The 20861-nt window shown below is 71.1% G+C and carries 19 protein-coding genes and 1 pseudogene; 8 read left to right on the top strand and 12 right to left on the bottom strand.

Annotation, left to right across the window (positions count from 1 at the left end):
* Positions 1 to 81: 81 nt before the first annotated feature.
* The 3 genes from ACWIDW_RS04435 to ACWIDW_RS04425 are packed head-to-tail and all read right to left on the bottom strand — an operon-like array spanning position 82 to position 3177.
* Positions 82 to 1050 carry an acetylxylan esterase gene (locus ACWIDW_RS04435; protein ID WP_454123298.1) on the bottom strand — a complete coding sequence of 323 codons (969 nt, stop codon included), beginning with the start codon at positions 1048 to 1050 and terminating at the stop codon, positions 82 to 84.
* Positions 1051 to 1055: 5 nt separating this feature from the next.
* A complete protein-coding gene (gene manA / locus ACWIDW_RS04430) occupies positions 1056 to 2219 on the bottom strand; it encodes a mannose-6-phosphate isomerase, class I (RefSeq protein ID WP_454123296.1) in 1164 nt (387 codons plus the stop codon).
* Positions 2220 to 2253: 34 nt separating this feature from the next.
* Positions 2254 to 3177, bottom strand: coding sequence for an N-acetylglucosamine kinase (locus ACWIDW_RS04425; RefSeq protein ID WP_454123294.1), 924 nt, complete (start codon positions 3175 to 3177; stop codon positions 2254 to 2256).
* Between the two features lie 155 nt (positions 3178 to 3332).
* Between ACWIDW_RS04425 and ACWIDW_RS04420 the strand changes: the two genes are divergently transcribed.
* Positions 3333 to 4871, top strand: a complete 1539-nt coding sequence (locus tag ACWIDW_RS04420; RefSeq protein WP_454123292.1) for an FAD-dependent oxidoreductase — start codon at positions 3333 to 3335, stop codon at positions 4869 to 4871.
* A 9-nt stretch (positions 4872 to 4880) separates the two neighbouring features.
* Here the strand turns inward: ACWIDW_RS04420 and ACWIDW_RS04415 are convergent, their stop codons facing one another.
* Genes ACWIDW_RS04415 through ACWIDW_RS04380 form a run of 8 tightly spaced genes read right to left on the bottom strand, consistent with a single transcriptional unit; the run spans position 4881 to position 12255 of the window.
* Entirely contained in the window at positions 4881 to 5990 is a 1110-nt protein-coding gene (locus tag ACWIDW_RS04415) for a hypothetical protein (RefSeq protein WP_454123291.1), read from the bottom strand.
* Positions 5984 to 6763, bottom strand: coding sequence for a hypothetical protein (locus ACWIDW_RS04410; protein ID WP_454123289.1), 780 nt, complete (start codon positions 6761 to 6763; stop codon positions 5984 to 5986). Before ACWIDW_RS04410 ends, ACWIDW_RS04415 begins: the two co-directional genes overlap by 7 nt.
* Positions 6760 to 7833 (bottom strand): VWA domain-containing protein, encoded by a 1074-nt coding sequence (locus tag ACWIDW_RS04405; RefSeq protein ID WP_454123288.1) that lies wholly within the window; start codon positions 7831 to 7833, stop codon positions 6760 to 6762. The genes ACWIDW_RS04410 and ACWIDW_RS04405 overlap by 4 nt, the downstream gene beginning before the upstream one ends.
* The gene (locus ACWIDW_RS04400; protein WP_454123286.1) at positions 7830 to 8834 is read right to left on the bottom strand and encodes a VWA domain-containing protein; all 1005 of its coding nucleotides are present in this window, start codon (positions 8832 to 8834) and stop codon (positions 7830 to 7832) included. The genes ACWIDW_RS04405 and ACWIDW_RS04400 overlap by 4 nt, the downstream gene beginning before the upstream one ends.
* A gap of 9 nt (positions 8835 to 8843) precedes the next feature.
* Positions 8844 to 9332, bottom strand: coding sequence for a hypothetical protein (locus tag ACWIDW_RS04395; RefSeq protein WP_454123284.1), 489 nt, complete (start codon positions 9330 to 9332; stop codon positions 8844 to 8846).
* The gene (locus tag ACWIDW_RS04390; protein WP_454123282.1) at positions 9319 to 10209 is read right to left on the bottom strand and encodes a DUF58 domain-containing protein; all 891 of its coding nucleotides are present in this window, start codon (positions 10207 to 10209) and stop codon (positions 9319 to 9321) included. The genes ACWIDW_RS04395 and ACWIDW_RS04390 overlap by 14 nt, the downstream gene beginning before the upstream one ends.
* Before the next feature lie 27 nt (positions 10210 to 10236).
* Positions 10237 to 11262, bottom strand: a complete 1026-nt coding sequence (locus ACWIDW_RS04385; protein ID WP_454123280.1) for an AAA family ATPase — start codon at positions 11260 to 11262, stop codon at positions 10237 to 10239.
* Positions 11263 to 11265: 3 nt separating this feature from the next.
* Complete coding sequence (locus ACWIDW_RS04380; protein ID WP_454123279.1) at positions 11266 to 12255, bottom strand: DMT family transporter; 990 nt, start codon at positions 12253 to 12255, stop codon at positions 11266 to 11268.
* Between the two features lie 164 nt (positions 12256 to 12419).
* On the opposite strand from ACWIDW_RS04380, the gene ACWIDW_RS04375 reads away from it, so the two are divergent.
* Together ACWIDW_RS04375 and ACWIDW_RS04370 are read left to right on the top strand one after the other, a co-directional pair.
* A complete protein-coding gene (locus ACWIDW_RS04375; RefSeq protein WP_454123278.1) occupies positions 12420 to 13706 on the top strand; it encodes an adenylosuccinate synthase in 1287 nt (428 codons plus the stop codon).
* Positions 13707 to 13834: 128 nt separating this feature from the next.
* Entirely contained in the window at positions 13835 to 15094 is a 1260-nt protein-coding gene (locus tag ACWIDW_RS04370; protein WP_454123277.1) for a lactonase family protein, read from the top strand.
* Positions 15095 to 15101: 7 nt separating this feature from the next.
* Here the strand turns inward: ACWIDW_RS04370 and ACWIDW_RS04365 are convergent, their stop codons facing one another.
* Positions 15102 to 15800: a hypothetical protein gene (locus tag ACWIDW_RS04365; RefSeq protein ID WP_454123275.1), complete on the bottom strand. Its 699-nt coding sequence runs from the start codon at positions 15798 to 15800 to the stop codon at positions 15102 to 15104.
* 112 nt (positions 15801 to 15912) lie between these two features.
* On the opposite strand from ACWIDW_RS04365, the gene ACWIDW_RS04360 reads away from it, so the two are divergent.
* From ACWIDW_RS04360 to ACWIDW_RS04340, 5 genes and pseudogenes are all read left to right on the top strand, one after another.
* The gene (locus ACWIDW_RS04360) at positions 15913 to 17325 is read left to right on the top strand and encodes a dihydrolipoyl dehydrogenase family protein (RefSeq protein WP_454123273.1); all 1413 of its coding nucleotides are present in this window, start codon (positions 15913 to 15915) and stop codon (positions 17323 to 17325) included.
* A 169-nt stretch (positions 17326 to 17494) separates the two neighbouring features.
* Complete coding sequence (locus ACWIDW_RS04355; protein WP_454123271.1) at positions 17495 to 18325, top strand: ABC transporter ATP-binding protein; 831 nt, start codon at positions 17495 to 17497, stop codon at positions 18323 to 18325.
* Positions 18322 to 18963, top strand: a pseudogene (locus ACWIDW_RS04350) (ABC transporter permease); the annotation flags it as partial. The gene ACWIDW_RS04355 and the pseudogene ACWIDW_RS04350, both read left to right, overlap by 4 nt.
* 143 nt (positions 18964 to 19106) lie before the next feature.
* Positions 19107 to 19835, top strand: a complete 729-nt coding sequence (locus ACWIDW_RS04345; protein WP_454123269.1) for an ABC transporter permease — start codon at positions 19107 to 19109, stop codon at positions 19833 to 19835.
* 20 nt (positions 19836 to 19855) lie between these two features.
* Complete coding sequence (locus ACWIDW_RS04340; protein WP_454123267.1) at positions 19856 to 20776, top strand: ABC transporter substrate-binding protein; 921 nt, start codon at positions 19856 to 19858, stop codon at positions 20774 to 20776.
* Positions 20777 to 20861 lie beyond the last annotated feature (85 nt).

The raw sequence follows: 20861 nt of genomic DNA, 5'->3' as shown, positions 1-20861 counted from the left end.
GGGCGGGGAACGCACGCCGGGGCGGATGCTGGCGGGCGATGCCTCCTCCCGAGTGCGGGTCCTCCTCCCGAACGGCGGCGCTCAGCCCAGCCGCTCAGCCAGCCACGCCGCCTGGCGCTGCCACTGCACGCCCAGCCCGCCCTCGTGCTCGTTGAACGCGTACTCCACCACCTCGGCACCGCCCCGGTGACGGTTGGCCGCGGCGTACACGGTCGACGGCGGGCACACCGGATCCATCAGCGCCGCCGAGTACAGGGCGGGAGCGTCCGCGCGAGCGGCGAAGTTCACGCCGTCGAAGTACGACAGGGTCTCGAAGGTCTGCGCCACGGCATCCCGATGCACCGAGAGGTAGCGCACGATCTCCTGATACGGATCGCGGTCGGTCAACCCGACGGCCCGCTCGAAGTGGCACAGGAACGGCACGTCGGGCATCACGCCCACCAGGCCGTCGCTGAGTCCGGCCGCCGCGATCGCGATGCCGCCGCCCTGGCTGCCGCCGGTGACCGCGATGCGGTCGGCATCCACCTCGGGCAGGGCGCGCACCGCGTCGATCAGCAGCACCGCGTCGGTGAACACGCGACGGTAGTAGTACTGCTCGGGGTCGTCGATGCCGCGGGTCATGAACCCGGGAGCCGAGGCGCCGGTGCCGTGCGGGTCGGGGGTCGACCCGCCGGTGCCCCAGCCGCTGCCCTGGCCGCGGGTGTCCATGAACACCCACGCGTACCCGGATGCCGCCCAGCCGAGGCGCTCGTGCGGCAGCCCGCGCCCGCCGCCGTAGCCGTTGTACTCCACCACCGTCGGCAGGGGTCCGGTCGCGCCGGCGGGTACGACGTACCACCCGCGCACGCGGTCGCCGCCGAACCCGCTGAACGTCAGGTCGTACACGTCGACCAGCGTCAGGGGCGTCTCGACTCTGGTGCGCTCGGCCGGTGCGGCCAGCCGGCGCGACGAGTCGAGCGTGCGCTGCCAGAACGCGTCGAAGTCGGCGGGCTCCGCGACGGTGGGCCGGTACGTGCGCAGCTCGGCGGGAGACAGATCGAAGCGAGGCATGACGATCAGCCCGCCGCCACGAACAGGCGTCCGGCGCCGGTGATGCGCACCGTGGCGGGGCGCGAGATCAGCACCGCGCGACCGCGCGGCATCGCGATGCGCTCGTCGTCGGATGCCAGCTCGAACTCGCCGTCGGTCGCGAGCGCGATGGCGGCACCGTCGAGCGTGATCTCGCCGTCGGACTCGACGGTGTAGAGCTCGAACCCTGGATCGTCGGAGGCGCCGCGGCCGGCCGGCCGGAAGACGCGGATGCCGTCCGACACGACCTCGGGCACCAGGCGGGCGTCTCCGCCTTCACGAGCGTCGAGAACTCGGTCGAGTTCGACCGTGTCGATGTGCTTGCCGGTGAGACCGCCGCGCATGACGTTGTCGCTCGGGCCCATCAGCTCGATGCCCGAGCCGCGCAGGTAGGCGTGGATGTTGCCCGCCGGCAGCCACAGCGCCTCGCCGGCGCGCAGCGTGAGGTGCTGCAGCATGAGCGCGCCGAGGATGCCGGGGTCGGCCGGGTGCGCCTCGGCGATCCGCGCGAGGAGCGCGAAGCGGGCATCCCGTTCCGCGACCGCGGTCACGGCCGTGACCAGCGCCGGCAGGCTCTCATCTCCCGAGAGCAGCCACAGGAACGCCCGGCGGATGCCGTCGGCGCCGGCCAGGTGCTGCTGCCAGGTCTGCAGCGCCGCCGACGCGTCGGGCGCAGCGTCGATCAGCCCGGCGAGAGTCTGCAGGTCGGCCTGCACCTCGGCGGCGGGCCGGAAGCCGCACAGTGCCTCGAACCCGTCGTGCAGGGCCACGATCAGCTCGGGCTTGGCATGCGGGTCGCGGTACGTGCGGTGCGGCGCGTCGACGGGAACGCCGAGGGCGTTCTCACGCTCGAAGCCCGCCTGTGCCTGTGCGGTGCTCGGGTGCGCCTGCAGAGACAGCGGCTCTGCCGCGCACAGCACCTTCAGCAGGAACGGCAGGGTCGCCCCGGTCTCGCTCTCCCACGCCTCGAGCGTCGACCACGGAGCGCCGCCGACGATCCTGCTCGGCGCGGACGGGTGCGCGCCGAGCCACAGCTCGGCCTCCTTGCGTCCGGTCGGAGCGGTGCCGCGCACGTGCGCGACGCCGTCGACCAGCCCCCAGGCGTAGTCGCGGGGCGTGTTGTCGATCTCGAGGAACAGAGGGTTCGTCATGATGCGGCTCCGATCGGGTGGTCAGGTCGAGGTGTCAGCGGGTGCGCTCGGCGAAGCGCTCGTGCAGCGGATGCTCGGAGCCGAGCCCCGCGAGGGCCACGGCGCCGTCGAGGCCGGACCCGGCGGCCGGCACGAACCGGGCATCCGGACGCTCGGCGCGCACGATCTCCTCGAACGCCGACCGGATCACGTCGGACCCGAACACGCCGCCGATCGCTCCGACGGCGGCATCGGCCGGCGCGTCGGTGACCCGCAGCGCCGCGAGCACAGCCGTCGCGAGCTCGGCTGCGGCGGCGCGGCAGATGCCGATCGCGACGTCGTCTCCGGATGCCGCGTGCGCGGCTGTCGGCGCGGCGAACGATGCCACGGTGCGCACGCGATCCTCCGACGACTGCAGGGCGACGTACGCGGTCTCCAGGTCGGGCCAGCGCTCCTTCACGACCGCGGTCAGCGCCGTCGCGGGGCCGCGGCCGTCGTGCGCGCGCATCACCGCATCCAGCGCTACGCGGCCGATCCAGAAGCCGCTGCCCGCATCGCCCATGATGTGGCCCCAGCCGTCGACGCGGGTCGAGTGCTGGGGTCCGACGCCGAGCGTCACCACCCCGGTGCCCGCCGCGACCACGGCGCCCTGCTGGTCGCCGAGCACCCCGAGGAACGAGGTGACCGAGTCGTGGGTGACGACGATGCGCTGCACGTCCGCGAGATCGGGGTGCTGCATCAGGGCATCCGCCTCGCCGTCGGCCGAGGTGAGGCCTGAGACGCCGAAGGTCACGGTGTGCGGCGCCTGCCCCGCCACCCGGGTCACCTCGGCGACGACCGTCGTCAGCTGCGTCAGCAGCGGCCGGTCGGTGAGCACGCCGGGGAACAGCCACTCCTGAGCGCTGCCGCCCGGTGCGACGAGGCGGGTCTTGATGCCCGTCTGGCCGGCGTCGATGGCGAGAAGCGTGTGCTCGGGCAAGTGGACTCCCTGATCGATCGAAGGCCGCGTCGCACGGCCAGAAGCCAGCGTAGGACACCTGCGATGGTCGCGACGGCTCCGATGTCAAGGCCTGGTCACCGCGGCCGGGCGCGCGGTGTACTGAGGACTCACTCGCCCCCAGCGAAGGAGACACCGTGACGTCCCTATGGCTCGACGACCAGCGTGAGCGCATCCCCACCGACACCTTCGAGCCCGGCGCCCGCTACGACGCGGTGGTCGCCGGAGCAGGTCTCACCGGACTGACCACCGCCCTGCTGCTCGCGCGGGCCGGCCTGTCGGTCGCGGTGCTCGAGGCCCGGTTCGTCGGGGCTGCGGCGACCGGCAACACCACCGCCAAGCTCAGCCTGCTGCAGGGCGGGGTGCTCTCGGGCATCCGCTCGCGCGGGTCGGATCGGGTGCTGAAGGCCTACGTCGAGGGCAACCTCGAGGGCCAGCAGTGGATGCTGCGCTATCTCGCCGAGCACGGCGTCGCCGTCGACCGCCGCGATGCCTTCACCTACGCGGGGACGGAAGACGGTGTGCGCTCGATCGAGAAGGAGTACGAGGCGTGCCGTGCGGCCGGGCTCGACGTCGAGCGGGTGAGCGAGCTCGAGCTGCCGTTCCGCGTGCACGGCGCCATCCGGCTGCGCGAACAGGCGCAGTTCGACCCGATGGACGTGCTGCGCGCGCTCGCCGCGGATCTGCGCGAGCGCGGCGGGGTGATCGTCGAGGGCGTGCGCGTGAAGGACGTCGACACCGGTGAGCCGAGCCGGGTGATCACCTCGGTCGGCGACGTGCACGCCGGCACCGTCGTGCTCGCCACGGGGGTGCCGATCCTCGATCGTGGCCTGTACTTCGCCAAGCTCAAGGCCAACCGCTCGTACGCGCAGGCGTACCGGATGCCCGATGCCGCCCGCATCCCGCAGGGGATGTACCTCTCGATCGACGCACCGACCAGGTCGCTGCGCACCGCCTCGCACGACGGCGAGCAGCTGCTGGTGGTGGGTGGCAACGATCACGACGTGGGGCGGGCGTCGGACACGCAGGCGCTGGTGGACGACCTCGAGCAGTGGACGCATCAGCACTTCCCTGGCGCCGAGCGCACCCACGCCTGGGCGGCGCAGGACTACCAGTCGCTGAACATGGTGCCGTTCGTGGGCTGGATGCCGCGCACCGGCAAGCACGTCAAGATCGCCACCGGCTACAACAAGTGGGGCATGACGAACGCCGTCGCGGCGGCGCTCAGCATCGCGGCCGAGGTGCTCGACGGGAACATCCCGTGGGCGCAGACGCTGCACCACCGCATCACCACCCCGAAGGATCTCGTGCAGGGTGCGGTCGCGGGCGCCGAGGTGGCGCGGGACGCCACGACGGGGTGGATCTCGGCCGAACGGCATCCACTGCCCGAGGCGCCGCCTGCGGAGGGCGAGGGCGTCGTGGGCAGCGCCGACATGAAGCCGGTCGCGGTCTCGACCGTCGACGGCGTCACGTGCCGGCTGTCGGCGGTGTGCACGCACCTCGGCGGCATCGTCACCTGGAACAGCGCCGAGCGCTCGTGGGACTGCCCGCTGCACGGCTCGCGCTTCGCGGCCGACGGCACCCTGCTCGAGGGTCCTGCGGTCGAGGACCTCAAGCCGGTCGACGAGCCCGAGCTGCCCGGCGACGAGCACGTGCCGGTGGACGACGTCGACTGACACTCGTCGTCAGAAGCCCGGGTAGTCCTGCAGTCGCTGCTCGAACTCGGCCCGGTCGGCCTCGGGCAGCACCCGGCGCGCGAAGACGACGAGCTGGATGCCCTCGAGCGGCTCGCCGGTCTGCGTCGCGATCGCCTCGCGCTGGGTGCGGAACTCGCCGGTCGGGTCGTTGGAGAGGTCGTACGCGTACGCGTAGAAGCGCATCGGCCCGGGGTAGCTGTCGCCGTAGTACTCCCAGGTGTGCTGCCGGGAGGGGTCGGTCGAACCGTACAGCTTCGCGACCATGTCGTCGGAGATGCCCGCATCGATCTCGTTCAACGGATACAGATCGCTCAGGCCGCGCTCGAGCAGCACCTCGCTGATCGCCTGCATGACCTGCCGCTTGCGCGCGTCGTCCTGCACGGGCTGCCGGGTCGTCCACACCGTCGACGTGTACTGGCGCAGCATCGACTCGCCGCCGTACCCGTTGCGCTCGGGACTGACGTCGACCGTGCCGCTCTGCACCCAGGTGAATCCGTAGCGGTCGCTCACCCGCTCGCGAATGGCGGCCATCAGCGCGTCGCCGTCGGCCTGCACGCCCTCCAAGGAGGGGCCGTTCAGCGCCTCGTCGGGTGAGAAGTCCTTCACGCCCGGATACGCCTGCTCGTGCCGCTGCTGCTCGGACTTCGTGCCGTCGTACGCCTGCGTCGTCGACGAGTACAGGGCGCCCGCGGCGCCGACCGTCGCGACGTTGAAGACGAGCGAGACGGCCAGCGCGATCGCTCCGAGCATCCGGCCGCGGCGGGTGAGCAGCGCCGCGACGATCACGCCCACGACGGCGAGCTGCAGCACGAGCAGCGTCACGCCGTACAGGGTGTCGGTGCCACCGGCGAGCATGAGCAGCAGCAGGATCACGGCGAAGAGGCCCGTAGCCGAGATGGCGGCGAGCCCGCTCCCGTTGACGCCCTGCTTCCGGACGGCGGCCGGGTCGGTGTACGTGACACCGGATGCCGGGGGCAGCCCGGCTGCGGCATCCAGACCGCCCCGAGCGCGAGCCGCACCCGCGTAGCCACCGGCCGGGGGAAGGGGAGGCGCCCCCTCCGACCCGCCGACGTATCTGCTGCGCTGACGATCTACCACGGCCTGTCCGTTCCCCCGCCGGAGCCCTCGTCGCCCTTCCCGCCGCCGAGCTGATCCTCGCGTTCCTGCGCGCCCTGGTTCAGGCGGTCTTCGATGTCGTCGAGCTTGTCCTGCGGCGTCGGCGGCTGGTTCTCGCCCTGGTCGGGCTGCTGCGGCTGCCCGGGCGGGGGCTGCTGGCTCTGATTCTGCTTCTCCTGCTGACGCTGCTGGTTCTCGTCGAGTGTGTCGCTCATGTCGCGGTTCGGCTGCGGCGACTGCTGCTGGGCGGCCTCGCTGCGGCACTCCTCTGGCGTCCCGACGGTGACCTCGAGCGCCTCACCGTAGAACTCGGCGGCCTTCGCGGCGTCGCCGTCGGCCTGCGCGGCGTCGCCCTGCCGTTCGATCACCAGCGACAGGTTGATCAGCACCGGGCACACCTGCAGGCCCTGGGCGAGCGGAACCGCGCGCTCGAGCTCGGACCGTGAGGCGGCGAGGGCGTCGGCGCCCCCGAGCGCTGTGCCGATGTTGTACGGCGCCGCGAACGGCTCGAACCAGTTGACGACATCCTGGCCGCGGGCGGCCGACTCCGACTCGGCGTACGCGCCCGAGACGAACGAGCTGATCGACGTATGCGCGAACGCGTACATGCTCAGCAGCTTCGCCACGAACAGCAGGGCGGCGAGCGTGAGAGGCAGGGTCGCGATCACGACCCAGCGGCGGATGCTGCGGCGCCGGCGGTTCACGGCCAGCAGCGTCGCCGCCGCGTCCGGCTGGGATGGCTGGGGAGTGGTCATCGGTCACCTCCGTCGCGGGGTGGGCTGGGCCCTTCGACAGGCTCAGGGACCCAGCCCTTTTGGGCCCCTGAGCTTGCCTTCTGGGCCCCTGAGCTTGTCGAAGGGCGGAGCAGTCCGCGGAGCCGCGTGACCTGCATCGTCGCACGGGCGAGCTCGACGCCCACCATGATCATCAGGATCACCGCGAGGACCCAGTACAGCTCGATGACGTTGCCGACCTCGCCCGAGGCGGCGTAGTCGGTGGTGCTCGTCGGCGCCTCTGGCAGGTCGATCACGGCATCCGCCGCCCGGGCCTGGTACTCGACGCCGAGCTGCTCCGACACCTGTCGCAGGTTGTCCTCGTCGATCACCGACAGCGCCGGGCCGCCCTGGTACTCGATGTAGTCGCCGCCCTCGGTTCCCTGGCCGGTCGTCTTGCGCATCGGCCCGCCCTCGGTCGTGCCGTACCCGAGCACCGCGCCGCCGTCGACGTACTTCGCGCTCGAGGCGAACGACTCGGGCTCGCTCGACGCGGTCTGCTCGCCGTCGCCGAGGTAGAACACCATGCGGCCGCGCTCGGGCGACGCCTTCGCCGCCGCAGAGAGCGTGTCGGCCAGCATCCGGTTCGCGATGCCGATCGACGACCCGCGTGACTGGTCGGTCACCTCGGGGCGCATCACGTCGAGCGACGAGATGAGCGCTGTGGCGTCGGTCGTGAGCGGCAGGCGCAGCTGCGCCGCCGCGTCGAAGCTGATCAGCGCGAACCGCGCGCCGGGATACTCGTCGACGATCGCCTGCACGTCGGCGCGCACGCCATCGATGCGCGGCCGGTCACCCGCCCAGTCCTCGGCGACGATGCTCGCCGTCGTGTCGACGACGATCACGACATCGGTGTCGGTCGCGAGGGTCTGCGATGTGCCGCCCGGGATGCCGGGACGCAGCAGCATGACGAACACGACCGCGATCATGCCCAGGCGCAGGGCCCACAGACCGCGCTGCGGTCCTCTCACGATGACGCGGACGACGAGGAAGGCCGGCACGGCGCACAGCAGCGCGAGCAGGATCGGATGCAGGACGGGCTGGAGGATCATGACCGCCCCCTGCCGGCATCCCGCACCAGGGTCACGAGCACGACGAAACCGAGCACGGCCACGAGCATCAGCGCGATCCACAGGTTCGGGCTGTCGACCAGGATCACCTGCGCCTGACCTTTCAGCGTCGTCGCCTCCTGCTTCTGGATCTCGGCGATGATGTCGCCCACGGTCGTCGTCGCGCGCAGCGCGTACGACTGCCCGCCGGTGAGCTTCGCCGCGTCGGCCAGCTGCGCGCTGACCTCGGCGTCCTTGCCCTGCACCGGGTTGAGTGCGAACACGCGCACCTGCTGCGACTTCGCGTACTGCGCCGCCTCTTCGACCGTGAGGATCGACGCACCTGCGAGCTCGTTGTCGGTCGCGAGGATCACCGAGCGGCTGCGCTCGTCGTCCTGGTGATCGAAGCGCATGGTGCAGGCGGCGAGGCCGTCGCCGATCAGCGAGGCGCCGGGGCCGTTGAGCGTGCCGACCCAGTGCTCGGGGGTCTCGTCGGCGTAGTCGAAGCTGCTGCGCACGCTGCGCAGCTGCTCTTTCACGAACGCGTAGTCGTCGGTGAGGGGGAACACCTGCACGGGCGAGCTGTTGAAGATCGTCAGCCCGATCCGCTCGCCCTCGAACCCCTCGAGCAGCTTCTCGAAGACGGTGAGCACCTCGACGTCGACGTCCGACATCGAGCCCGACACGTCGAGGCAGAGCATGATGTCGCGGCTGGCGTTCACGGGCTGCACGGTCTTCGGCGCCATCGGCCGAGCGGCGACGACCCCGCCGAGAAGCACGGCGATCGCGCCGAGCGCGACGATGCCCGACAGCAGCGCCATGCGCCGGCGCACCGCGGCGCGGAACGAGGGCAGCGCGCGCAGCCGCTCGGCCCGCGAGACGAGCGCCGCGGGGCCGGCGTCGCCTCGTCGGCCCGGCCGGATGCCGATGACCGCGCCGATCACGACGGCGGCGATCAGCACGCCGACGGCGACGAGCGGCATCCACCAGATGTTCAGGGTCACGTCGTCACCTCAGTGCCAGCTCGTGACGACGGCACGTGCCGCTTCGGCACCGTAGACGGGATCGATCGCCGGCCCGCGCTGGAAGATGCTCGGGTAGTAGTGCCGGCGGATCGCATCGATGAGGGCGGGATCGACGCCGCGGGCCACGAGGTCGTCGAGGGAGAGCACCGGGGCCTCGAGGCCGGAGTACTCGTTGACGAAGGCGCGCACACTGCGACTCAGCTCGAGATTCGCCTGCCGGGGAGGCATATTCCCAGAACGGTATGCGTCTTCGATGCGCTGGACGTCGGCCAGGTACTCCCCGCGCAGCTGATCGAGGACCGCCGCTGTCGGCGGTGCGAGTGCGGACTCTCCCGGCAGCGTGATGCTCTGCTTCGGTCGGGTCAGGGCGATCAGCAGCCACGCGGCGCCGGCGAGCAGCAGCAGGATGCCGATCGCCAGGACGATCCAGCCCCAGCCGTACTGCGTGGGCGGGTACAGCTCGTCAGGAGCGGGCATGCGACCTCCTGTTGAGCATTGCGAGCAGCGTCGGCACCGCGGTGCTCTGCGCGCCGAACTCTGCGTGCGTGATCTCCAGCCGTCGCAGCGTCGCATCGCGCACACCGGTGTGCACCGCCTCGTCGGCGGCGAGCTCGGCCATCACCTCGGCGTCGCCGTGCACGAAGTCGGGGATGGCCCAGCCGCTGTCGACATCACGACGGTGCGTGCCCCGGCCGTCCGGCCGGATGACCGGATCGGCGTCGCGCACCGTCAGCCACAGCAGATCGTGCTGCACCGTGAGCCGGCGCAGCAGGCCCTCGGTGTCCGGCGTGATCGGCGTCTCGTCGGTCACGAGCACGACGATCATGCGCCGCGCGATGTTGCGCGCGGTGTAGCGCAGCAGGGCATCCCGATCCGACGCCGCGGTGCTCGCGTCGATGGCCGCGCTGATCGAGCGCAGCGCGTGCTCGAGCGCACCCTCGCTGCTGCCCGTCGCCAGCCGGCGCACCCGCGCGCTGTCGCCGTAGATGACCGAGAAATCGTCGCCGTGGCGCACGGTGAGAAAGCCCAGCGCGCCGGTGAGCAGCACGGCGAGATCGCGCTTGCCGCCCTCGTCCTCGGCGAGGGCGCGCATGCCGCGACCGGTGTCGACCAGGAACAGCACCGTGTGCTTGCGGGTGGCCTTCGTGCGCTTGATGAGCGGTTCGCCGTGCCGGGCGGTGGCCCGCCAGTCGATGTCGCGCACCTGATCGCCGAACTCGTAGGGGCGCAGATCCTCGAAGTCCAGGCTGCGCCCGCGCAGCAGCGAGGCGTACGCGCCGTCCAGCGCGTGCATCGACTTCTGCGACGAGCGGATGAAGAGCTTCGCTCTCACCTGGGTGATCAGACTTGCCACAACGGGGTCCCTGAGCTCGTCGACGGGCTACGGCGTCGGCACCGACGCGAAGATCTGGTCGATGATGTCTTCGCTGCGCACGCCCTCGGCATCCGCCTCGAAGGTCAGCAGCACCCGATGCCGCAGCACGAGGTGGCGCAGGTTGCGCACGTCCTCCGGCAGCACGTGGGTGCGGCCGTTCAGCAGCGCCAGGGCGCGCGACGCCTGCAGGAAGGCGATGCTCGCGCGCGGGCTCGCGCCGTACTTGATGAACCGGGCGCGCTCTTCGCCGATGTACGGCGCGGGGTTGCGGGTGACGTAGGCGATCTGCACGATGTAGTTGCGTATGGCGGGGTCGATGTACACCCGCGAGGCGATGTCCTGCAGGTCGTGCACGTCGTCGAGGCTGATCGCGCCCGCGACGTGACGGTCGGGGTCGAGCGCACCCGAGTCGATGCGGTTGAGGATCTCGAACTCCTCGGCGGGGCTCGGGTACTCGACGATCGCCTTGAGCAGGAAGCGGTCCATCTGCGCCTCGGGCAGCTCGTAGGTGCCCTCCTGCTCGATCGGGTTCTGCGTGGCGATGACGAGGAACGGGCGCGGCAGCGGATGCACCTCGCCGCCGATCGTGGTCTGCCGCTCCTGCATCGCCTCGAGCATCGCCGACTGGGTCTTCGCGCTCGAGCGGTTGATCTCGTCGAGCAGCACGAAGTGCGCGTGCACAGGACCCAGGATGGTGCGGAAGCTGCCGGTCGCCGCGTCGTAGATCTGGCTGCCTGTGATGTCGCTGGGCAGCAGGTCGGGGGTGCACTGGATGCGCTTGAAGCTGGCCTTCACGGTATCGGCGAGGGTGCTCGCCGCGGTCGTCTTCGCAAGTCCCGGAACCGACTCGAGCAGGATGTGCCCGCCGGCGATGAGCGCGACGAGCAGGCTGACGCGCAGGCTGTCCTGCCCGACCATCTTCGTCGCGTAGGAGTTCGAGATGACCTGCAGGATGCGCTGCGCGCGCGCCAGATCGTCGGTGCTCGAGGGGGGAGCCTGCGAGGGCGATCCGGCAATCGGGAACTCAGACATCTCTCACTCCTCGTGCGCGTCGGGCGCTCGTCGACGACCGAGAACCCCCGGTACAGGGTAACCGCCCCGTCGACGCCACCTGCTGCGGGTCACCAGCACTCCGATCAGGCACAGCGCACCGCCCAGCAGCATGAGCGGCGTCGGCACCTCACCCAGGATGATCCACGACAGCAGGATCGCGATCGCCGGCACGACGTAGGTGGTCGCCGACGTCTGACCGGCCGTGCTGCGCTGCAGCACGTACGCCCAGGTCGTGAACGCGATGGCAGTGGGGAAGACGCCGAGGTAGATCACCCACAGCGTCGCATCGAGCGGGGCGGTCTGCAGTGCGCCGACGAGATCGCCGGTCCAGGGCAGCAGCGCGATCGTTCCCGCCGTCGCGCCGAGCCAGGTGAGCGTGGTCGAGTCGACGCCCCCGCTGAGCAGATGCTTCTGCAGCAGGGTGCACCCGGCGTACATCACCGCAGCGAGCAGCGCCAGCAGCAGCCCGGTGACGTCGGCGCCGCCACCGTCGGTCTGCGAGGTCATCCCGATCAGCACGACGCCGAAGAAGGCGATCGGCGCGCCGATCAGCAGCGGCGCGGGGAAGCCCTCCCGCAGGAAGAGTCCGCTGAACACCACGACCATGAGCGGTGCGAGGTTCACGACCATCGCCGCGGTGCCCGCGTCGAGGGTGAGCTCGGCTGCGTTCAGCGCCAGGTTGTAGACGCAGAACCACGCGACGCCCCAGACGGCGACGAGCGGCAGGCGGCGGCGGGCGGGCATCCGGATCCCGGCGCGCAGCGCGATCAGGGTCAGCGCGACGGTGCCGACGGCCATGCGCAGCAGCGCGAGAGCGCCCGGGGCGTAGTGCGGCCCGGCGCCGCGGATGCCGATGAAGGCGGATGCCCAGAGCGCCACCGTCACGAGTGCGGCGAGCAGCACGAGCGTTCCGCTCGACGGCGGCGTGGCACCGGGCGGACGACCGGTGGCGGGTTCGGGTGGCGCGGGCATCCTCCGATCGTCGCAGGTGCCGGCGACAGAGAGGGAGCGTCGCCGCATGACGCCCGCCCGGGAAGCGGCTGAGACCTCTCCGATAGGATGGGACAGCCCGATCTGGGCCAGCTCATCTGCCGGTGCAAACCCGGCGAAAGCGTGCAGCACCAGGGGGTACACGCATGCCAGGAATCGTGATCGTCGGCGTCCAGTGGGGCGATGAGGGCAAGGGCAAGGCCACCGACCTGCTCGGCGAGCGCACCGACTGGGTGGTCAAGTTCAACGGCGGCAACAACGCCGGGCACACCGTCGTCATCGGCGACGAGAAGTACGCCCTGCACCTGCTGCCCTCCGGCATCCTCAGCCCCGGCGTCAACGCGGTGATCGGCAACGGCGTCGTCGTCGACCTCGCCGTGCTGTTCCAGGAGCTCGATGCGCTCCAGGCCCGCGGCGTCGACATCTCGCGCCTGAAGGTCAGCGCCAATGCGCACATCATCACCGCCTACCACCGCACCCTCGACAAGGTCACCGAACGCTTCCTCGGCAAGCGCCGCATCGGCACCACCGGCCGGGGCATCGGGCCGGCATACGCCGACAAGATCAACCGCGTCGGCATCCGGGCACAGGACCTGTTCGACGAGAACATCCTGCGGCAGAAGGTCGAGGGAGCCCTCGATCAGAAGAACCACCTGCTCGTGAAGATGTTCAACCGGCGCGCGATCACGGTCGATGAGATCGTCGACGACCTGCTGTCGTACACCGAGCGGCTGCGTCCGCTCGTCGCCGACACCGGTCATCTCGTCGACGAGGCCCTGAACCGCGGCGAGGTCGTCGTGTTCGAGGCGGGACAGGCCACCATGCTCGACGTCGACCACGGCACCTACCCGTTCGTGACCTCGTCGACTGCGACGGCCGCGGGAGCGGCATCCGGATCCGGCGTCGGACCCAACCGACTCGACCGCATCGTCGGCATCGTGAAGGCGTACACGACCCGGGTCGGCTCGGGACCGTTCCCCACCGAGCTGGACGACGAGATGGGCGAGTGGCTGCGCAAGACCGGGTTCGAGTACGGCACCACCACCGGTCGCGACCGCCGCACCGGCTGGTACGACGCCCCGATCACCCGTTACGCGACGCGCGTGAACGGCATCACCGATATCGTGCTCACCAAGCTCGACGTGCTCACCGGGCTCGAGCAGATCCCCGTCTGCGTGGCTTATGACGTCGACGGAGTGCGCTTCGACGAGGTGCCCGTCAATCAGACCGACTTCCACCACGCGAAGCCGATCTACGAGAACTTCCCCGGCTGGAGCGAGGACATCTCGACCGCGCGCACCTTCGACGACCTGCCGCAGACTGCGAAGGACTATGTGCTCACCCTCGAGCGGATGAGCAACACCCGCATCTCGGTGATCGGCGTGGGGCCCGCCCGTGACCAGGTCATCGTGCGCCACGACCTGATCGACTGAGCTCCGGGGCGAACCGTGCGCACAGTTGTCGGCTGGCTGAACGGATGTCGGTCGATCCGCCAGGTCTCAGCCGACATCCGTGCAGACCGCCGACATCCGTGCGAGAAAGGCGAGGGGGCGGAGGCAGCATGACCCGGTTCTGGGTGGGCGGATACGGCGCCGACATGGACGGGGATGCCGAGGGCATCGGCCTCCTGTCGGTCGATGACGGTGGCGGGCCGTCGACGCTGCGGCATCGTGACACGGCCGCGCCGGTGGCATCCCCGTCGTGGCTGGCCGCGCATCCGACGCTCGACGTCGTCTACGCGGCGCTCGAGGGCGACGGCGCGGTGCAGGCGTTCGCGCGCGCCGGCGAGGCGGCGCTGCGTCCGCTCGGCGAACCGGTGCGCGCCGGCGACGGCGTCTGCCATCTCGCGGTCTCGCCCGGCGGACGGATGCTGATCGCCAGCTGCTACGGCGACGGGCGGGTCGTGCGCTTCGGCATCGCCGACGACGGCGGCCTCGTGCCTGCGGGCGTCGACAAGGCCGCAGCCCTCCGGGCCGCGCTGTTCGGCGAGGGTGGTGCCGTGTCTGCGCTGCACAGTCCGGGGATGTACATTCCGGGGGCCGACACTCCAGATGTCGGACCGGATGCCGAGATCGGTCCGACATCTGGAGTGTCGGCCCCCGATTCGTATCGCGCACAGGACCCGTATCCGACGCCGGCGGGGGAGGAGCCGCGGGCGTCGCACGCGCACGCCGCGGTGTTCCTGGCCGACGGGCGCATCGCGACCACCGACCTCGGGTTCGACCTGGTGCGCATCTGGCGCCCTTCGGCAGGCTCAGGGACCCAGGTGGGGACAGGCTCAGGGACCCAGGTGGGGACAGGCTCACGGACCCAGGTGGGGGCGGGCCTGGTGCTCGACCACGAGGTCGTGCTGCCGCGCGGCACGGGCCCCCGGCACATGGTGGTGCACCCCAGCGGGCACCTGCACGTGGTCACCGAGTACTCGTGCGAGGTGTTCACCCTGGCATCCGCCCGCGACGGACGCTGGGGCCTCGTCGCCGCGACCACGGCATCGCCGATCGCCCGGGTGGGCTTCGACTTCCCCGCCGAGCTCGCCGTCTCGCGCGACGGCGACACCCTGTACACGGCGCTGCGGGGCAGCAACACGCTCGCGGCGTTGCGGGTGCGCGGGGGCGGCGACATCCTCGAACCCCTCGCGCTCGCCGACTCCGGCGTCGACTGGCCGCGCCACCACCTCGTCTACGACAGCACGCTGCTGGTGTCGGGGCAGCGCTCCGGAACGGTCAGCGTGGTCGACCTCGACGAGCGCACCGGCGCCCCGCGCGATGTGCGCCACGTCACCGAGGCGCCGACGCCGACGGTGATCCTTCCCGCCCGCTGAGCGGGGCTCAGCCCGGCATCCGCCACTGCGCGGGCGGACCGTCGCTCGGGTTGAGCGGTCGGTACGTCCGCCACACCGACACGAACCGGTAGCCGCCGTACGCGAGGGCGGCCGCGACGACGGCGAGTCCGGATGAGAGCCCGATGGCCACCGAGCCGGGCTGAGGTGCGCCGAGGAACGCGCTCAGCCCGCCGAAGAACATGCCGGTGACGGTGCCGTTCACGAGCGTGCTGAGCATCGCCGACGAGCCGAGCACCTGCTCGAGCGATCCGCGACGACGCAGGAATGAGTAGGTCACCGTCATGCCGAGCTCATCATCGTGCACCGAGGCGAGGAAGAGCTCGGCCGCGGTGGGGTCGAGACGCTGGTAGCCGGCGCGGATGCGGTTCATCGCCAGCACGTACATCAGGTCCTCCTCCGCGACCACGAGCACCCGCATGAGCGTGAGCAGACCGACCGCGGCGATGAATCCGAGGATGCTGAGCGCCGCCACGGGGAACCACGACGCGAACCCGGATGCCTGCCCGAGCAGGCCGATCGTGACCAGGCCCGCCGAGACGAGGGTGAGGTGGATGGAGATCCGGCTGAGCACCTCGCTCTGCGCCGTGCTGCGCGCAGCGAGCAGGCCCCAGTGCTCGGTCGAGAGGATCTGCAGTCGACGAGCGAGCTCGGGGTCCGAAGCGCCGGCCTCGGATTCTGACGTCATGTCCCATCGTCGCACCGTGGCCGGGTCGAGCAGAAGGGCATGCGACGTCACGGAAGGCCGCATTCGTGTCAACCCCCGACGGCGAAGCCGCGCCGTCCGCAAGACTGGCCGGATGAGCGACGAATACGACGTCATCGTGCTGGGCGCGGGTCCCGTCGGCGAGAACGTGGCCGACCGAGTCGTGCAGGGCGGGCTCACCGCCGTCATCATCGAGAGCGAACTCGTCGGCGGCGAGTGCTCGTACTGGGCGTGCACCCCGTCGAAGGCGCTGCTGCGGCCTCTGCAGGCGCTGCGCGCGGCCCAGCACGTGCGCGGGGTCGACGGGGGCGGCATCACGACCGCCGAGGTGCTGGCCCGGCGCGACGACTTCGTGGCCCACTGGTCGGACGACGGTCAGGTGGAATGGCTGCACGGCGCCGGCATCGACCTGGTGCGCGGGCACGGCCGGCTCACCGCGGAGCGCGAGGTCACCGTGACGGCAGACGACGGCGCCGAGCGGGTGCTGCGCGCCCGGCATGCGGTCGCGATCGCGACCGGGTCGGATGCGGTGATCCCGGGCATCCCGGGCCTTGCCGAAGCGAGTCCGTGGACCAGCCGCGAGGCGACCGGCGCCGAGCACGTGCCCGACTCGCTCGCTGTGATCGGCGGCGGGGTCGTGGCGGTCGAGATGGCGACCGCCTACGCCGGGCTCGGCGCGTCGGTCACCCTCATCGCCCGGCACGGCCTGCTCGAGCGGATGGAGCCGTTCGCCGGCGAACAGGTCGTCGAGGGGCTGCGCGCACTGGGGGTGGACGTGCGGCTGAACACGCAGACCACCGCCGTGCGCCGCGACGCGCACACCGTCTCGCTGACCCTCGACGACGGTCACGAGGTGACCGCGGCGGAGGTACTGGTGGCGACGGGCCGCACGCCGCGCAGCGCCGACATCGGGCTCGAGACCGCGGGGCTGCGGCCGGGGCTCTCGATCGAGGTCGACGACACGATGCGCGTGCCGGGCAGCGACTGGCTGTACGCCGTGGGCGACGTCAACGGCCGGGCGCTGCTGACGCATCAGGGCAAGTATCAGGCGCGCGCCGCCGGCGACGTGATCGCCGCCCGCTCGCGCGGCGAGGTGGTCGCCGACCACACGTGGGGCCGTCATGTCGCGACGGCCGACCACGCCGCGGTGCCGCAGGTCGTGTTCAGCGAGCCGGAGGTCGCCTCGGTGGGGATGACCGCGGATGCCGCGCGCGAGGCCGGCCGTGAGACCGAGACCGTCGACGTCGACCTGGGCTCGGTGGCGGGTGCGGGGCTGCACGCCGACGGCTACCGCGGGCGGGCGCGCATGGTGATCGACGTCGAGCGCGAGGTGATCCTCGGGATGACGTTCGTGGGGCCCGACGTCGCCGAGATGCTGCAGGCGGCGACGATCGCGGTGGTCGGCGAGGTGCCGATCAGCCGGCTCTGGCACGCGGTCGCGGCCTATCCGACGATGAGCGAGGTCTGGCTGCGGCTCCTCGAGGAGTACGGCAGGGAGTCCGCATGACCGCGGGGCGGGGTGCGAGCGGCCGGCCGGCAATCCGCCGGGGCGACGGCTCCGAACCCGGATTGCGGGCAGGGAGAGATTTCGCCGCGATGTCGGTGATGTCCCCTACCCTCGAAGGGATGCCAGGAGGTACGTGCATGAGAGCGGTCCCCGCAGGAGCCGTGAGCCGATGATCGAGTTCCGGTCGGTCACCAAGACGTTCCCCGATGGCACGCGCGCCGTCGATGACTTCAGCCTGGTCATCCCCTCACGCAAGACGACCGTGTTCGTCGGGTCGTCCGGCTGCGGCAAGACGACGCTGCTGCGCATGATCAACCGCATGGTCGAGCCCACGTCGGGCGAGGTCGAGATCGACGGCAAGAGCGTGCTGGGCGGTGACCCGGTCGCGCTGCGGCGCAGCATCGGCTACGTCATGCAGAACTCCGGTCTCATGCCGCACTTCACCGTGCTCGACAACGTGGCGACGGTGCTGCGCCTCACGGGCGTCTCACGTCGCGATGCGCACGTGCGGGCACGCGAGATGCTCACCACCGTCGGTCTCGACCAGTCGCTCGCCGAGCGCTATCCGAGCCAGCTCTCGGGTGGTCAGCAGCAGCGCGTGGGCGTCGCGCGCGGGCTCGCCGCCGATCCGAACATCCTGCTCATGGATGAGCCGTTCGGCGCGGTCGACCCGATCGTGCGCGCCGATCTGCAGCAGGAGCTCGTCCGCCTGCAGAGCGAGCTCGACAAGACCGTCGTGTTCGTCACGCACGACATCGACGAGGCCTTCCTGCTCGGCGACCAGGTCGTGATCCTCGATCGCGGAGCGCGGATCGTGCAGGTCGGCAGCCCCAGCGAGATCATCGAGAACCCGGCGGATGCCTTCGTCGAGGCGTTCATCGGCGCCGAGCGGGGCCGCCGCGCGCTGACCGTGAAGCAGACGCCGAACGGCCAGGTGGTCGTCGACTCGGAGGGGCGCACGCAGGGCCGCCTCGTCGGCACGGGGGAGTCGACCGCATGAACTGGGTGGTGGACAACCTCGGGCTCATCGTCGAGCTCACGGTGGACCACCTGCGTCAGAGTCTCATCCCGATCGCGCTGGGCTTCGTGCTGTCGCTGCCGCTCGGCTGGGTCGCCTGGCGATATCGGCTGGTGCGCGGTCCCGTCATCGTGCTCACCGGTCTGCTCTACACGATCCCCTCGCTGGCGCTGCTGATCCTCATGCCCGCAGCCTTCGGGTACTCGGTGATCAGCGAGGAGAACCTGATCGCCGCGCTGACCATCTATGCCGTCGCGATCCTCGTCCGTGCCGTCGCCGACGGGCTCGACTCGGTGGATGCCGGTGTGCTGCAGGCATCGACCGCCATGGGCTACGCGGCACCGCGGCGCTTCTTCACGGTCGAGCTGCCGCTCGCCGGGCCTGTCATCCTGGCGGGCCTGAGGGTGACCGCGGTCTCGACCATCTCGCTCGCGACGGTCGGCATCCTGATCGGGGTCACCAACCTGGGCTACCTGTTCACGAACGGGCAGCAGCGCCGGCTCATCGCGGAGGTGCTCGCCGGCGTCGTGGCGGTGGTGATCATCGCCCTGGTGGTCGACGTGCTGCTGATCCTCGCGGGGCGGATGCTCATGCCGTGGACGCGGACGGCGACCCTTCGACAGGCTCAGGGGCCCAGGGGGCAGGCTCAGGGACCCAAGGCCCAGGGGCCCAAGGCGCAGGGATCGCAGGCGCAGGGGCCCAGAGGGCAGGCTCAGGGACCCAAAACGCAGGGGCCCAGTGAGCAGGCGAAGGCGGTCAGCGCATGAACCTGTTCGCCGAGGCGTTCGCCTGGCTGTTCTCGCCCGACCGCCTGGTGGGCACGTACGCCCTGCCCACCCTGCTCGCGCAGCACCTGATCTACACGATCATCTCGGTCGCCGTCGCCGCGGCGATCGCGCTGCCGGCGGGCTGGCTGATCGGCCACACCGGGCGCGGGCGCGAGATCGCGGTCGCCATCTCGGGCGCCGCGCGGGCCATCCCCTCATTCGGGCTGCTCGTGCTGCTGGTGCTCGTGCTCGGCATCCTGCAGACGCCGCTCGCGGCCGTCATCACCTTTGTGCTCCTCGCGATCCCCTCGCTGCTGGCCGGCGCCTACACCGGACTCGAGGCCATCGACCGCCGGGTCATCGACGCGGCGCGCGCGATGGGCATGACCGAGTGGCAGATCTTCACCCGGGTCGAGCTGCGACTCGGCCTGCCGCTGCTCGTCGGCGGTCTGCGCTCCGCGCTGCTGCAGGTGATCGCCACCGTCACGATCGCCGCCTACGTGAACCTCGGCGGGCTCGGATGGCCCATCATCCAGGGCATCCCGCTCAGCCGCTTCGACCAGGTGCTCGGCGGCGCGATCCTCGTCGCCGCTCTCGCCCTCATCGTCGACCTGCTGATGGCGCTCGCCCAGCGCGCCGCCGTCCCCGCGGGGCTGCGCGCCGCGGCATCCGGAACACCCGCTTCGACGTCGCGCGCTCGCCGCGTGGCATCCGCCCCTGCCTGACCGACACCGAAAGGCCCGCCATGTCCATCCATCGCAGAACCCGCACCGCGCTCACCGCCGGTATCGCCCTCGTCGCCGCCCTCTCCCTGGCCGGCTGCGGATCGAACGCGAATCCGCTCGACAAGCCCAGCGCCGACAGCGGCGACACCGGCGGCGACACGATCGTCATCGGCTCGCAGGCGTACTACTCGAACGAGATCATCGCCGAGATCTACGCGCAGGGTCTGGAAGACGCCGGCTTCACCGTCGAGCGCAAGTTCAACATCGGCCAGCGCGACGCGTACATGCCCGAGGTCGAGTCGGGCAACATCGACCTGTTCCCCGAGTACACCGGCAACCTGCTCGAGTACCTCGACAAGAAGGCGACCGCCACCAGCCCCGACGACGTGTACGCAGCCCTGAAGGAGGCGCTCCCCGACGGGCTCACCGCGCTGCAGTACGCCGACGCGAGCGACCAGGACACGTACACCGTGCTGAAGTCTTTCGCCGACGAGAACGGGCTCACCTCGATCGCCGACCTGTCGAAGCTCAGCGAACCGGCGACCATCGGCGCCGCACCCGAGTTCGAGCAGCGCCCGTACGGCCCCGCGGGTGCGAAGGATGCGTACGGCATCGACCTGAAGTTCTCGGCCACGGGCCAGGGCACCCTCGACGCGCTGCTGGCCGGCACGGTGCAGGTGGCCGACATCTACTCCGCCGATCCCGCGTTCCAGACCGAGGACATCGTGGCGCTGAAGGATCCCGAGAACATGATCCTCGCGTCGAACGTCGTGCCGCTCGTCTCGAGCGACATCGCCGACGAGGTCAGCAAGGTCGTCGACGCGATCAGCGCCGAGCTGAGTGCCGAGGACCTCGTCGCGATGAACGTGCAGAGCACCGTGGACCAGAAGTCGTCGGCCGACATCGCCAAGGCATGGCTGAAGGACAAGGGTCTGATCTGACCCGGCCCTGAACACCGGCGCGGCCGGGTGGGTTCGCCCCCCCCCCCCCCCCCCCGCCCCCCCCCGGGCCACCCCCCCCGCCCGC

The organism is Microbacterium sp. NPDC055312 (assembly GCF_053645675.1).
This window is presented reverse-complemented; position numbering and strand designations above follow the sequence as displayed.

Bases quoted from the DNA above. Each gene is read 5' to 3' on its own strand.
- ACWIDW_RS04410 (WP_454123289.1), bottom strand. From the start codon at position 6,763: ATGACCACTCCCCAGCCATCCCAGCCGGACGCGGCGGCGACGCTGCTG.
- ACWIDW_RS04405 (WP_454123288.1), bottom strand. From the start codon at position 7,833: ATGATCCTCCAGCCCGTCCTGCATCCGATCCTGCTCGCGCTGCTGTGC.
- ACWIDW_RS04370 (WP_454123277.1), top strand. From the start codon at position 13,835: ATGACCCGGTTCTGGGTGGGCGGATACGGCGCCGACATGGACGGGGAT.
- ACWIDW_RS04340 (WP_454123267.1), top strand. From the start codon at position 19,856: ATGTCCATCCATCGCAGAACCCGCACCGCGCTCACCGCCGGTATCGCC.
- ACWIDW_RS04345 (WP_454123269.1), top strand. From the start codon at position 19,107: ATGAACCTGTTCGCCGAGGCGTTCGCCTGGCTGTTCTCGCCCGACCGC.
- manA (WP_454123296.1), bottom strand. From the start codon at position 2,219: ATGACGAACCCTCTGTTCCTCGAGATCGACAACACGCCCCGCGACTAC.
- ACWIDW_RS04365 (WP_454123275.1), bottom strand. From the start codon at position 15,800: ATGACGTCAGAATCCGAGGCCGGCGCTTCGGACCCCGAGCTCGCTCGT.
- ACWIDW_RS04360 (WP_454123273.1), top strand. From the start codon at position 15,913: ATGAGCGACGAATACGACGTCATCGTGCTGGGCGCGGGTCCCGTCGGC.
- ACWIDW_RS04435 (WP_454123298.1), bottom strand. From the start codon at position 1,050: ATGCCTCGCTTCGATCTGTCTCCCGCCGAGCTGCGCACGTACCGGCCC.
- ACWIDW_RS04355 (WP_454123271.1), top strand. From the start codon at position 17,495: ATGATCGAGTTCCGGTCGGTCACCAAGACGTTCCCCGATGGCACGCGC.
- ACWIDW_RS04375 (WP_454123278.1), top strand. From the start codon at position 12,420: ATGCCAGGAATCGTGATCGTCGGCGTCCAGTGGGGCGATGAGGGCAAG.
- ACWIDW_RS04380 (WP_454123279.1), bottom strand. From the start codon at position 12,255: ATGCCCGCGCCACCCGAACCCGCCACCGGTCGTCCGCCCGGTGCCACG.
- ACWIDW_RS04395 (WP_454123284.1), bottom strand. From the start codon at position 9,332: ATGCCCGCTCCTGACGAGCTGTACCCGCCCACGCAGTACGGCTGGGGC.
- ACWIDW_RS04385 (WP_454123280.1), bottom strand. From the start codon at position 11,262: ATGTCTGAGTTCCCGATTGCCGGATCGCCCTCGCAGGCTCCCCCCTCG.